This is a genomic window from Microbacterium sp. M1A1_1b, assembly GCF_053345565.1.
On sequence record NZ_JBKFAJ010000002.1, the window covers coordinates 821,679 to 834,375 of the forward strand.

12 protein-coding genes are annotated in these 12,697 nt (G+C 69.2%); 11 read left to right on the forward strand and 1 reads right to left on the reverse strand.

Annotated features, from left to right (window positions below):
• Positions 1 to 101: 101 nt before the first annotated feature.
• From ilvD to ACLBWP_RS08585, 11 genes are all read left to right on the forward strand, one after another.
• Positions 102 to 1,796, forward strand: coding sequence for a dihydroxy-acid dehydratase (ilvD, locus tag ACLBWP_RS08535; RefSeq protein ID WP_243561471.1), 1,695 nt, complete (start codon positions 102 to 104; stop codon positions 1,794 to 1,796).
• A 41-nt stretch (positions 1,797 to 1,837) separates the two neighbouring features.
• Positions 1,838 to 3,661: an acetolactate synthase large subunit gene (locus ACLBWP_RS08540; protein ID WP_243561469.1), complete on the forward strand. Its 1,824-nt coding sequence runs from the start codon at positions 1,838 to 1,840 to the stop codon at positions 3,659 to 3,661.
• On the forward strand, positions 3,658 to 4,158 hold the full coding sequence (gene ilvN, locus ACLBWP_RS08545; protein WP_243561468.1) for an acetolactate synthase small subunit: 501 nt from the start codon (positions 3,658 to 3,660) through the stop codon (positions 4,156 to 4,158). Before ACLBWP_RS08540 ends, ilvN begins: the two co-directional genes overlap by 4 nt.
• A 45-nt stretch (positions 4,159 to 4,203) precedes the next feature.
• Positions 4,204 to 5,229: a ketol-acid reductoisomerase gene (ilvC, locus tag ACLBWP_RS08550; protein WP_243561466.1), complete on the forward strand. Its 1,026-nt coding sequence runs from the start codon at positions 4,204 to 4,206 to the stop codon at positions 5,227 to 5,229.
• 168 nt (positions 5,230 to 5,397) lie between these two features.
• Entirely contained in the window at positions 5,398 to 6,588 is a 1,191-nt protein-coding gene (locus tag ACLBWP_RS08555) for a mannitol-1-phosphate 5-dehydrogenase (RefSeq protein WP_243561465.1), read from the forward strand.
• Positions 6,589 to 6,652: 64 nt separating this feature from the next.
• Positions 6,653 to 7,117, forward strand: a complete 465-nt coding sequence (locus ACLBWP_RS08560) for a hypothetical protein (protein ID WP_243561464.1) — start codon at positions 6,653 to 6,655, stop codon at positions 7,115 to 7,117.
• Positions 7,114 to 7,488: a hypothetical protein gene (locus tag ACLBWP_RS08565; protein ID WP_447654827.1), complete on the forward strand. Its 375-nt coding sequence runs from the start codon at positions 7,114 to 7,116 to the stop codon at positions 7,486 to 7,488. Before ACLBWP_RS08560 ends, ACLBWP_RS08565 begins: the two co-directional genes overlap by 4 nt.
• 155 nt (positions 7,489 to 7,643) lie before the next feature.
• The gene (serA, locus tag ACLBWP_RS08570; protein ID WP_447654828.1) at positions 7,644 to 9,233 is read left to right on the forward strand and encodes a phosphoglycerate dehydrogenase; all 1,590 of its coding nucleotides are present in this window, start codon (positions 7,644 to 7,646) and stop codon (positions 9,231 to 9,233) included.
• A 12-nt stretch (positions 9,234 to 9,245) separates the two neighbouring features.
• Positions 9,246 to 10,313, forward strand: coding sequence for a 3-isopropylmalate dehydrogenase (locus tag ACLBWP_RS08575; RefSeq protein WP_447654829.1), 1,068 nt, complete (start codon positions 9,246 to 9,248; stop codon positions 10,311 to 10,313).
• 15 nt (positions 10,314 to 10,328) lie between these two features.
• A complete protein-coding gene (locus tag ACLBWP_RS08580; RefSeq protein ID WP_447654830.1) occupies positions 10,329 to 11,453 on the forward strand; it encodes a branched-chain amino acid aminotransferase in 1,125 nt (374 codons plus the stop codon).
• A gap of 30 nt (positions 11,454 to 11,483) precedes the next feature.
• Positions 11,484 to 12,254, forward strand: a complete 771-nt coding sequence (locus ACLBWP_RS08585; protein ID WP_447654831.1) for a fumarylacetoacetate hydrolase family protein — start codon at positions 11,484 to 11,486, stop codon at positions 12,252 to 12,254.
• 234 nt (positions 12,255 to 12,488) lie between these two features.
• Here the strand turns inward: ACLBWP_RS08585 and ACLBWP_RS08590 are convergent.
• On the reverse strand, positions 12,489 to 12,697 hold a 209-nt coding region (locus ACLBWP_RS08590), incomplete at its 5' end, for a hypothetical protein (protein ID WP_447654832.1).

Below are 12,697 nucleotides of genomic sequence, written 5' to 3' on the forward strand. Positions count from 1 at the left end.
CCAGGTGATCCGTGCCTCCAGGCCGGTGCGTCCGTCGGGCCGGAACATGCGGACGCATGCAGGTGCACCACTGGTATCCCAATCCGTCCTAGACTCAGGCCATGCCTGACATCGACGTGAAGCCGCGCAGCCGGGTCGTCACCGACGGGATCGAAGCAACCACCTCGCGTGGCATGCTGCGGGCCGTCGGGATGGGCGACGAGGACTGGGAGAAGCCGCAGATCGGCATCGCCTCGTCGTGGAACGAGATCACCCCCTGCAACCTGAGCCTCGACCGGCTCGCCCAGGGCGCCAAGGAAGGCGTCCACGGCGGCGGCGGGTACCCGCTGCAGTTCGGCACCATCTCGGTGTCGGACGGCATCTCGATGGGTCACGAGGGCATGCACTTCTCGCTCGTCTCGCGCGAGGTCATCGCGGACAGCGTCGAGACCGTGGTCAGCGCCGAGCGCCTGGACGGAACGGTGCTGCTGGCCGGCTGCGACAAGTCGCTGCCGGGCATGCTCATGGCCGCCGCGCGCCTCGACCTGGCGAGCGTCTTCCTGTACGCCGGATCGGTCATGCCGGGCTACGTCAAGCAGGCCGACGGCTCGATGAAGGAAGTCACGATCATCGACTCCTTCGAGGGCGTCGGCGCCTGCAAGGCGGGCACGATGACCGAGGCCGAGCTCAAGGAGATCGAGTGCGCGATCGTCCCGGGCGAAGGTGCCTGCGGCGGGATGTACACGGCCAACACGATGGCCAGCCTGGCCGAGGCCCTCGGCATGTCGCTCCCCGGCTCCGCGGCACCGCCCAGCGCCGATCGCCGCCGCGACTACTACGCCCACCGCTCGGGCGAAGCCGTCGTGAACATGCTGCGCCACGGGATCACCGCGCGGCAGATCCTGACCCGACAGGCGTTCGAGAACGCGATCACCGTGCTCATGGCGCTCGGCGGCTCGACTAACGCCGTGCTGCACCTGCTCGCCATCGCGCACGAGGCCGAGGTCGAACTCGACCTCGACGACTTCAACCGCATCGGCGCGAAGGTCCCGCACCTGGCCGACATGAAGCCCTTCGGCCAGTACGTCATGGTCGACGTCGACCGCAACGGCGGCATCCCGGTCATCATGAAGGCGCTGCTCGACGCCGGCCTGCTGCACGGTGACTGCATGACCGTGACGGGCAAGACCGTCGCCGAGAACCTCGCTGAGATCGACCCGCCTGCGCTCGACGGCAAGGTCTTCCGCACGCTCGACAACCCGATCCACGCCACCGGCGGCCTGACCGTGCTGCAGGGCACCTTCGCTCCCGAGGGTGCCGTCGTGAAGACCGCCGGCTTCGACGCCGAGGTGTTCGAGGGCCCTGCGCGGGTGTTCGACCGCGAGCGCGCCGCGATGGACGCCCTGACCGAGGGCGGGATCGCCAAGGGCGACGTCGTCGTCATCCGGTACGAGGGCCCGAAGGGCGGGCCGGGGATGCGCGAGATGCTCGCCATCACGGCCGCGATCAAGGGCGCTGGGCTGGGCAAGGATGTACTACTCTTGACCGACGGCAGGTTCTCGGGCGGCACAACCGGCCTGTGCATCGGCCACATCGCACCAGAAGCGGTGGACGCAGGTCCAGTCGCCTTCGTGCGCGATGGCGACCGCATCCGTGTCGACATCGCGGCTCGCTCGCTCGACCTACTGGTCGACCCGGCCGAGCTGGAGTCCCGCCGTGACGGCTGGGCACCGCTGCCCCCGCGCTACACCCGCGGAGTCCTCGCGAAGTACGCCAAGCTCGTGCAGTCCGCCGCCAAGGGCGCGGTCACCGGCTAGCCGTTCGCACCATCGCCATCTCGTCAGGCAAGGAACCCCTCATGCCCACGGAAGCCACACCGCTCTCCGCGGCCACCGGAACACGCCGTTCGCCGGAGGTCCTGACCGGCTCGGGCGCCGTCCTGCGGTCGCTCGAGCACCTCGGGATCACCGACGTCTTCGGTCTGCCCGGCGGCGCGATCATCCCGTTCTACGACGAGCTCATGGCGTCGACGACCATCCGGCACATCCTGGTCCGGCACGAGCAGGGCGCCGGGCACGCGGCCGAGGGCTACGCGTCCTCGTCCGGCAAGGTCGGGGTCGCCATCGCCACGTCCGGTCCGGGTGCCACCAACCTGGTCACCGCGATCGCGGACGCCTACATGGACTCGGTACCGCTGATCGCGATCACCGGCCAGGTGTTCTCGACGCTCATGGGCACCGACGCCTTCCAAGAGGCCGACATCGTCGGTATCACGATGCCGATCACCAAGCACTCGTTCCTGGTCACCAAGCCCGAGGACGTCCCCGCGACGCTCGCTGCGGCGTACCAGATCGCGACGACGGGCCGTCCGGGCCCGGTGCTGGTCGACATCACCAAGGACGCCCAGCAGAAGTCGGCACCCTACGTGTGGCCGCCCAAGGTGGACCTGCCCGGCTACCGGCCGGTCACCAAGGCGCACGGCAAGCAGATCACCGCGGCCGCGCAGCTGCTCGCCGAGTCGTCGAAGCCCGTGCTCTACGTCGGTGGTGGCGTGATCCGCTCCCGAGCCTCCGCCGAGCTGCTCGCCTTCGCCGAGGCCACCGGCGCACCCGTCGTCACCACGCTGATGGCGCGCGGGGCGTTCCCCGACTCGCACCCGCAGCACCTCGGCATGCCCGGCATGCACGGCACGGTGCCGGCAGTGCTCGGGCTGCAGGAGAGCGACCTGATCATCGCGCTCGGCGCCCGGTTCGACGACCGCGTGACGGGCAAGGTCGACGACTTCGCGCCGGACGCCAAGGTCGTGCACGTCGACATCGACCCCGCCGAGATCTCCAAGATCCGGTACGCCGACGTCCCCATCGTGGGCGACGCGCGCGAGGTCCTGGTCGACCTCACCGCCGCGTGGGCCGAGGTCCCCGTCGCCGAGCGCGCGTCGACCGCCGACTGGCACGCGCACCTGCAGCAGCTCCGCACCGAGTTCCCACTCGGGTACACCGAGCCCACCGACGGGTTGCTCGCCCCGCAGGCGATCATCAAGCGCATCGGCGAGATGACCGGACCCGAGGGCGTCTTCGCCTCGGGCGTCGGGCAGCACCAGATGTGGTCCGCGCAGTTCATCAAGTACGAGCGCCCGAACGCGTGGCTGAACTCCGGTGGCGCCGGCACGATGGGCTACTCGGTGCCGGCCGCGATGGGCGCCAAGGTGGCCCAGCCCGACCGCGTGGTGTGGGCGATCGACGGTGACGGCTGCTTCCAGATGACCAACCAGGAGCTCGCGACCTGTGTCATCAACGACATCCCGATCAAGGTCGCGATCATCAACAACTCGTCGCTCGGCATGGTGCGGCAGTGGCAGACCCTGTTCTACGACGGTCGTCACTCGTTCACCGACCTGCAGACCGGCCACGGCACCCGCCGGGTTCCGGACTTCGTCAAGTTGGCGGACGCGTACGGCGCGCTCGGCATCCGCGTCGAGAAGGCCGAGGACGTCGACGCCGCCATCCAGCTCGCGCTCGACACGAACGACCGTCCGGTCGTCATCGACTTCGTCGTCAGCCGTGACTCCATGGTGTGGCCGATGGTCCCGCAGGGCACCGGCAACTCCTCGATCGAGTACGCCCGCGACCTCGCTCCGACGTGGGACGACGAGGACGCCGACATGACCGGAGAACCCGCATGAGCCACGTCCTGTCACTCCTGGTCGAGGACAAGCCGGGCCTGCTGACCCGCGTCGCCGGGCTCTTCGCCCGACGGGGCTTCAACATCGAGTCCCTCGCCGTCGGCAACACCGAGGTCGCGGGCCTGTCCCGCATCACGGTCGTCGTCGACGTCGAGGACCTGCCGCTCGAACAGGTGACCAAGCAGCTCAACAAGCTCGTCAACGTCATCAAGATCGTCGAACTCGACTTCTCGCAGTCGGTCCAACGCGAGCACATGCTCGTCAAGGTCCGTGTCGACAACCAGACGCGCTCTGCCGTGCTCGAAGCAGTGACCCTGTTCCGTGCCCAGGTGGTCGACGTCGCGAACGACTCGCTCATCGTCGAGGTGACCGGCGACCCCGGCAAGATCCAGGCGATCCTCCGCGTCCTCGAGCCCTACGGCATCAAGGAGCTGGCACGCGCCGGACTCCTCGGCATGGGCCGCGGACCGAAGAGCATCACCGACCGCGTGCGCTGAGCGCGCTGGCCGATCAACGAACCACCAACAAGGAGATCACGCACCGTGACTGACATCGTGTACGACGCCGACGCCGACCTGACGCTCATCCAGGGCAAGAAGGTCGCGGTCATCGGCTACGGCTCGCAGGGCCACGCCCACGCCCTCAACCTCCGCGACTCCGGCGTCGAGGTGCAGATCGGCCTGCAGGAGGGCTCGAAGAGCCGCCAGAAGGCCGAAGAGGCAGGCTTCGCGGTCCACACCCCGGCCGAGGTCACGAAGTGGGCGGACGTCGTCGTCATCCTGGCTCCGGACCAGGTCCAGCGCATCGTCTACAAGGACGACATCGAGCCGAACCTGCAGCCGGGCGCGACGCTCGTCTTCGGCCACGGCTTCAACATCCGCTACGGCTACATCCAGGCTCCCGAGGGCGTCGACGTGTCGCTCGTCGCGCCGAAGGGCCCCGGCCACACCGTCCGCCGCGAGTACGAGGCCGGCCGCGGCGTCCCGGTGATCGTCGCCGTCGAGGTCGACGCCTCGGGCAGCGCCTGGGACCTGGCATGGTCGTACGCCAAGGCCATCGGTGGTCTGCGCTCCGGCGGCATCAAGACCACGTTCACCGAGGAGACCGAGACCGACCTGTTCGGCGAGCAGGCCGTCCTGTGCGGTGGTACCTCGCAGCTCATCCAGTACGGCTTCGAGACCCTGGTCGAGGCCGGGTACCAGCCGCAGATCGCCTACTTCGAGGTCCTGCACGAGCTCAAGCTCATCGTGGACCTGATCTGGGAGGGCGGCCTCACCAAGCAGCGCTGGTCGATCTCCGACACCGCCGAGTTCGGTGACTACGTCTCCGGCCCGCGCGTGATCTCGCCCGAGGTCAAGGAGAACATGAAGGCCGTGCTGAGCGACATCCAGGACGGCACGTTCGCCAAGCGCTTCATCGAGGACCAGGACGCCGGTGCTCCGGAGTTCACGGCCCTGCGCGAGAAGGGCGAGGGCCACCCGATCGAGGCCACCGGTCGCGAGCTGCGTGCGCTCTTCGCGTGGAAGCAGACGGACTCCGACTACGTCGACGGTTCCGCCGCGCGGTAGTCTTCCGAAGACCACTCGATGACGAGGCGGCGGTGTGCTCCGGTGCACCGCCGCCTCTCGATGTGACCCGAACGGTATGCAGCAACTCTCCACCACCACGAGCGCCCCACCCGAGCACGCCCCTGCCCTGCGTCAGAGCACGCCCGTTCCGCATGGGATGATCATCGGATGGCGGTGACGAAACGAGCGGTCCACATCGGCGCCGGCAAGATCGGGCGCGGTTTCGTGGGCCAGTTCCTCGTCGCGAGCGGCTACGAGCTCACCTTCGTCGACGTCGACGACCGGGTCGTCTCCGCGCTCAACGAAGCGGGCCGGTTCGTCGTGCACGAGGTCGGCGAGATGCCGGTCGAGCACCTGGTGTACGGCTTCACGGCGCTCAACAGCAAGACCGACCGCGCCCGCGTGGTGCAGGCCATCGCGAACGCCGACGTCGTCACCACGGCCGTCGGCGCCCGGACCCTGCCGCTCGTCGCACCCGTCATCGCCGAGGGTCTGGCTGCCCGCCCGCTCGAGCGCGGTGACGTGACCATCGTCGCCTGCGAGAACGCGTTCAACGCCACGGACTCGCTGCACGCCAGCATCCGTCGCGCCCCCATCCTCGAAGACCGTGACATCGCCGCGGTCTTCGCGAACTGCGCGATCGACCGGATCGTCCCCGACCAGTCCGGCGTGCTCGGACAGTCCGGCGGTCTGGACGTCGTGCTCGAGCCGTTCTACGAGTGGGTCATCGAGCGCACGCCCTTCGCCGACTCCGACGTCGAACCGCCCGAGATCCACGGGGTCACCTGGGTCGACGACCTGCAGCCGTTCGTCGAGCGCAAGCTCTACACGGTCAACACCGCGCACGCCACGGCCGCCTACCACGGGTACGTCCGCGGCATCGGGCTCATCCGCGAGGCACTCGAGGACCACGACGTCCGCGCCGAGGTCGACGGCGTCCTCGCCGAGACCACCGAGCTCCTGGTCGCCAAGCACGGCTTCGACCCGGCCGACCACGCGCGCTACGTCGCGGCGAACCTGTCCCGCATCGCGAACCCGCACCTGCCCGACACCACGGTCCGCGTCGGACGCAACCCCCTCCGCAAGCTCGGGCGCCGCGAACGGTTCGTCGGGCCGGCCGCACAGCTCGCCGAGCGGGGGATGCCCGTCGACCACCTGCTCGGTGCGATCCGCGTGGCGCTGGCGTTCGACGACCAGGACGACCCCGAATCGATCGAGCTGCACGCGCTGCTCCGCTCGGGCGCGACCGCACATGCGCTCACCGAGATCCTCACGGGCCTGATGGAGAGCCACCCGCTGTTCCCCGCCGTGCGTGACGTCGTCGCCGAGGTCCTGCAGGCCCAGGCCGCCGACGTCTGAGCCGGCCGACGTCGGAGTCGGCCGACGTCGGACGGGAAGCCGTGGCTCTCGTAGAATCGACGGCATGACTCCGGCACCTCCCGCACGCGACGGCCACGCGGCGTCCCCGCCGGACGGCGCTGTCGACCACGACGACGAAGCCGCGCTGTCCTGGGACGACGCCGACGACGCCACCCACGTCGACGCCGCCCACAACCCGGTCCGTGCGAAGGCCCGACCCGAACCCGACGCCGAACGCCCGCTGGGCTCCGGTGCCCTGGTGGGCATGGGCGTCTTCGGTGGCATCTACCTGCTGTACACGGTCGCCTGGCTCGTCAGTGCGAGCCTGCTGACGGTCACCGGCACGGGCGTCGCCGGCATCGCGTCCGAGGCCATGCGCGTCCTGGCGATCATGGCGCCGGCGTTCTGGTTCGCCGCCACGCTCTGGCTCGGTCAGGGCAGCCGGGACCGCACCAAGTTCACGTGGTTGCTGGTCGGCGCCCTCGTGCTGATCCCGTGGCCCTTCATCATGACCAGGAGCTTCGGGTGAGCGTCGTGACCGACCGTCCTCGCACCGTCACACCGGGCAAGGTCGCCGTGTGGGTGGTCGCCGCCGTGTGCCTGGCCTGGGTGACCTGGCAGGCCGTCGGCAACCTGGTCGGCGTCGCGAAGTCGGTGTCCGACTTCAACGCCTTCGTCCGTCAGAACGGCGGCAAGGGCCTCGAGACCGCCACCCCCTGGACCGTCCTGGTGATCGACGTGCTCATCGCGCCGGTCGGTTTCGTCGTGGCCTGGCTGGTGTCGCGGCGGATGGACCTGGTCCGGACCGTCGTGGTCTTCGTCGCCGCGCTCTGCGCGGTGTCGGCACTCTGGTTCACGCTCCTGCAGTACGTGTCCTCGACGCTCCGGATCGGCGCCTGACGCACCATCCCCACCGACAGGAGGCCCGTGGCGATCCCGCCACGGGCCTCCTGTCGGTTCCGGCGTCCCCAGGACCGTGACGCGCGGTCGTAACGGACCGGTCGCGTCGATACGATGGTCGGACATCGCCCGTCTCGTGTGAGGAAACAGCAACTGTGCCGAAGCCGGTCGTCCTGATCGCCGAAGAACTCTCGCCCGCCACCGTCGACGCCCTCGGGCCCGACTTCGAGATCCGGAACGTGGACGGGACCGACCGTCCGGCTCTCCTGGCCGCCCTCGCCGACGCGCACGCCGTGCTGGTGCGCTCCGCCACCAAGGTCGACGCCGAGGCGATCGCCGCTGCGCCGAACCTCAAGGTCGTCGCGCGCGCCGGGGTCGGCCTCGACAACGTCGACATCAAGGCAGCGACCACCGCCGGGGTCATGGTCGTGAACGCGCCGACGTCCAACATCATCTCGGCCGCCGAGCTGACCGTCGGCCACATCCTGTCGCTCGCCCGCCACATCCCGGCAGCGCACGCGTCGCTCGCCGCCGGCGCGTGGAAGCGGTCCGCCTACACCGGCGTCGAGCTCTACGAGAAGACGGTGGGCATCATCGGCCTCGGCCGGATCGGCGCGCTGATCACGCAGCGGCTGCAGGCCTTCGGGGTCTCGGTCATCGCGTACGACCCCTACGTCACGACCGCTCGTGCCCAGCAGCTCGGGGTCGAACTCGTCCCGCTCGACGACCTGCTCCGCCGCGCGGACTTCGTCACGATCCACATGCCCAAGACCCCCGAGACCCTCGGCATGATCTCGGACGAGCAGTTCGCGATCATGAAGCCGACGGCCTTCGTCGTGAACGTGGCCCGCGGCGGCCTCATCGACGAGGACGCGCTGCACCGTGCGCTCACCAGCGGGCAGATCGCGGGTGCCGGACTCGACGTCTTCGTGTCCGAGCCCCCGACCGACTCGCCGCTCGTGGCGCTGCCGAACGTCGTCGTGACCCCGCACCTCGGCGCGTCCACGGGCGAAGCCCAGGAGAAGGCGGGCGTCTCCGTGGCCAGGTCGGTCCGTCTGGCACTCGGCGGCGAACTCGTGCCCGATGCCGTCAACGTCGCCGGCGGCGTCATCGACCCCTACGTCCGTCCCGGCATCCCGCTCGTCGAGAAGCTCGGTCAGGTCTTCACGGCGCTCGCCACCTCGCCCGTCACCAGCATCGACGTCGAGGTGCACGGCGAGCTCGCCCAGTACGACGTCAGCGTGCTCAAGCTCGCGGCGCTCAAGGGCGTCTTCACCGACGTCGTCAGCGACCAGGTGTCCTACGTCAACGCACCGCTGATCGCCGAGCAACGTGGGGTGAGCGTGCGGCTCATCACCGACGTCGACAGCCCCGAGTACCGGAACGTGCTCACGATCCGCGGTGCCCAGTCCGACGGACCGGCCATCAGCGTCTCCGGCACGCTCACCGGCCCCAAGCAGGTCGAGAAGCTCGTCGAGATCAACGGCTACGACGTCGAGGTCGCGCTCGACAAGCACCACGTCGTGATGGACTACACCGACCGACCGGGCATCGTCGCGGTCTACGGCAAGGAGTTCGGCGAGGCGGGCATCAACATCGCCGCCATGCAGATCGCCCGTCAGGCCGCCGGCGGACAGGCCCTCAGCGTCCTGACCGTCGACTCGCCCGTCCCGACCGAGATCCTCGAGCACGTCCGCCGGACGATCGACGCCTCCTCGCTCCGCGAGATCGACATCACCCTGTAGGGGAGCACCCACATGACGCAGACCCTCCGGCTCGCGGTCATCCGCGGCGACGGCATCGGACCCGAGGTGGTCGACGAGGCCCTCAAGGTCCTGCGCGCCGTCACGCCCGACGACCTGGTGATCGACGAGACCCCGTTCTCGCTGGGTGCCACCCGGTACCTCGAGACCGGCGACATCCTCACCGAGGACGACATGGCGGCGATCGCCGCGCACGACGCGATCCTGCTCGGTGCCGTCGGCGGGGACCCCCGTGACCCACGGCTGGCCGGCGGGATCATCGAGCGCGGGCTGTTGCTCAAGCTCCGGTTCGCGTTCGACCACTACGTCAACCTGCGTCCGACGAAGGTCTACGACGCCGTGGCGACGCCGCTCGCGTCACCCGGCACCGTCGACTTCGTCGTCATCCGTGAAGGAACCGAGGGCCCGTACGTCGGCAACGGCGGGGCGATCCGCGTCGGCACCCCGCACGAGATCGCGACCGAGGTCTCCCTGAACACCGCGTACGGGGTGGAACGCACGGTCCGGTACGCCTTCGACCTGGCGAACCGCCGCCCACGCAGGCACCTGACGCTCGTGCACAAGAGCAACGTGCTCGTGCACGCCGGAGCCCTCTGGCAGCGGACCGTCGCCGCCGTCGGGCAGGAGTACCCGGACGTCACCGTGGACTACCAGCACGTGGACGCGGTCACCATCCACATGGTGCGTGAGCCCTCGCGGTTCGACGTCATCGTCACCGACAACCTGTTCGGCGACATCATCACCGACCTGGCCGGCGCGATCAGCGGCGGCATCGGTCTGGCGGCCTCGGGCAACATCAACCCGGACGGCACCTTCCCCAGCATGTTCGAGCCGGTGCACGGATCCGCGCCGGACATCGCGGGTCGGCAGAAGGCCGATCCGACGGCCGCCATCCTCTCCGTCGCACTCCTCCTCGACCACATCGGTCGCGGGGACCTGGCGACGGCGGTGACGCGGGCCGTCGAAGCGGACCTGGCTGACCGGGGCACCACGCAGCGCAGCACGTCCGAGATCGGCGACGCGATCGCCGCCGCGGCCACGGCACGCACCACCACCGCCTGAGAAGGAGCCACACCGATGAGCACCGACACCGTCAGCGCCGAACCCGTCTTCGGGCTCGAGTTCTCCACCACCCCGTCGGCAGAGCGGCGTGCGGAGGCCGAGCGCGAGGTCATCCTGGCCGACCCGGGCTTCGGCAAGCACTTCACCGACCACATGGCCACCGTCCAGTGGACCCTCGACGCCGGCTGGCACGACGCGTCGATCCACCCGTACGGCCCGCTCTCGCTCGACCCGAGCGCGAGCGTGCTGCACTACGCACAAGAGATCTTCGAGGGGCTCAAGGCGTACCGCCACCCCGACGGATCCGTGTGGACGTTCCGACCCGACGCGAACGCCCGTCGGTTCCAGCGGTCCGCCCGACGGCTGGCGCTGCCGGAGCTGCCGACCGAGGTGTTCGTCGAGTCGATCCGGCAGCTCGTGCAGACCGACGTCGACTGGGTGCCGTCCGCGCCCGAGACCAGCCTGTACCTGCGCCCGTTCATGATCGCGACCGAGTCGTTCCTCGGGGTCCGCGCGGCCCAGGCCGTCGCGTACCACCTGATCGCCAGTCCCGCCGGTGCGTACTTCACCTCGGGTCCGAAGCCCGTCTCGATCTGGTTGTCGACGACGTACGCCCGGGCCGGCCGCGGGGGGACCGGCGCCGCCAAGACCGGTGGCAACTACGCGGCGTCGCTGCTCCCGCAGCAAGAGGCGTACGAGCACGGCTGCCAGCAGGTGATGTTCCTGGACTCCGAACAGGGCAAGTACCTCGAAGAACTCGGTGGCATGAACGTCGTGCTCGTCAAGGCCGACGGCACCCTCGTCACCCCCGACTCCGACTCGATCCTCGAGGGCATCACCCGCGACTCGATCCTGCAGCTGGCCGAAGACCGCGGGCTGCGCGTCGAGAAGCGTCGCGTGACGCTCGACGAGTGGCGTGACGGAGTGGCCGACGGCACGATCACCGAGGCGTTCGCCTGTGGCACGGCCGCCGTGGTCACGCCGATCGCCGAGCTCCGGGGCGACGGGTTCACGATCGGTTCCCCGACCGAAGGCGCCGGCGAGCTGACGATGTCCCTGCGCCAGGAACTCACCGACATCCAGTCCGGCCGTCGTCCCGACTCGCACAGGTGGATGACCAAGCTGACCGACCCGTCCTGATCGCGGCGCGGACGTCGGTAGGGTCGAACGGTGAAGATCGCACGGTTCAGCAGCAAGGGTGAAGACCCCCGGTACGGCATCCTCGACGAGCGCGCTCTGGTGGTGCTGGCGGGTGACCCGATGTACCAGGGGTTCGAGACGACGGGGGAGCGCGTGCCGCTCTCCGAGGCCAAGCTCCTGGCCCCGGTGATCCCGCGGTCGAAGGTCATCGGTGTCGGGCTCAACTACGCCGAGCACGCGGCCGAGATGGACGACGTGTCGGGTGACGACCCCGTGGTGTTCCTCAAGCCGAACACCTCGGTGATCGGACCCGACGAGCCGATCCGTCTGCCCGAGGGAATCGGCCGCGTCGACCACGAGGGTGAGCTCGCCATCGTGATCGGCTCGCTCGCCAAGAACGTCAAGCGCGAGGACTTCGCGAGTGTGATCCTGGGCTACACGATCGCCAACGACGTGACCGCTCGCGACCTGCAGGCGCGCGACGGCCAGTGGGCCAGGGCCAAGGGCTTCGACACGTTCTGCCCGCTCGGCCCCGTCATCGAGACCGAGATCGATCCGTCGGACATCCGACTCGAGACCCGCGTCGACGGCGACCTGCGTCAGGTCGCGTCCACCAACGAGATGGTCCACGACATCCCGTCGCTCGTCGAGTTCGTGTCGTCGATCTGGACACTGCTGCCGGGTGACGTCATCCTGACGGGGACACCCGCCGGTGTGGCGGAGATCCGTGACGGCGAGGTCGTCGAGGTCACCATCTCGGGCATCGGCACACTGAAGAACCCGGTCATCGCTCGCCACTGAGGGATCCGCCCCGAACGACGACGGCCCGACATCCCGCGCGGATGTCGGGCCGTCGGCGTTGCACGACACGTGTTCCCCGTGGTTCCGGGCGACACGCCGTGGTGCGCGCCCGGTTTGCCCGATCGGGGGATCACCCGTAGAGTTCTTACTCGTCACCCCAAAGGTGCGGCGGAGAAGCCGAGACGGTCACCCGGAACGCAAGTTCACGGAAGATGCAGTCCGACGGAGCCGACCTCAAGCGGGACCACCCACTCCAATGAAGCCGGTCGATTCGACCGCCACTGAAGTAGTGGTACAGTACCGAAGTTGCCCGAGCAGGCACTTCTTGACGGAGAAGAAGCTCGGTGCGTCTGGTCCTTGAGAACTCAACAGCGTGCACATTGTCAATGCCAATTTATTGACCCCGTGCTCGGTCAGCTTGCTGGTCGAGTCGGAGACAATTC

Excerpts from the sequence above, each read along its gene's own strand:
- ilvD (WP_243561471.1), top strand. The coding sequence starts at position 102 with ATGCCTGACATCGACGTGAAGCCGCGCAGCCGGGTCGTCACCGACGGG.
- ACLBWP_RS08580 (WP_447654830.1), top strand. The coding sequence starts at position 10,329 with ATGAGCACCGACACCGTCAGCGCCGAACCCGTCTTCGGGCTCGAGTTC.
- ilvN (WP_243561468.1), top strand. The coding sequence starts at position 3,658 with ATGAGCCACGTCCTGTCACTCCTGGTCGAGGACAAGCCGGGCCTGCTG.
- ACLBWP_RS08560 (WP_243561464.1), top strand. The coding sequence starts at position 6,653 with ATGACTCCGGCACCTCCCGCACGCGACGGCCACGCGGCGTCCCCGCCG.
- ACLBWP_RS08540 (WP_243561469.1), top strand. The coding sequence starts at position 1,838 with ATGCCCACGGAAGCCACACCGCTCTCCGCGGCCACCGGAACACGCCGT.
- ACLBWP_RS08575 (WP_447654829.1), top strand. The coding sequence starts at position 9,246 with ATGACGCAGACCCTCCGGCTCGCGGTCATCCGCGGCGACGGCATCGGA.
- ACLBWP_RS08555 (WP_243561465.1), top strand. The coding sequence starts at position 5,398 with ATGGCGGTGACGAAACGAGCGGTCCACATCGGCGCCGGCAAGATCGGG.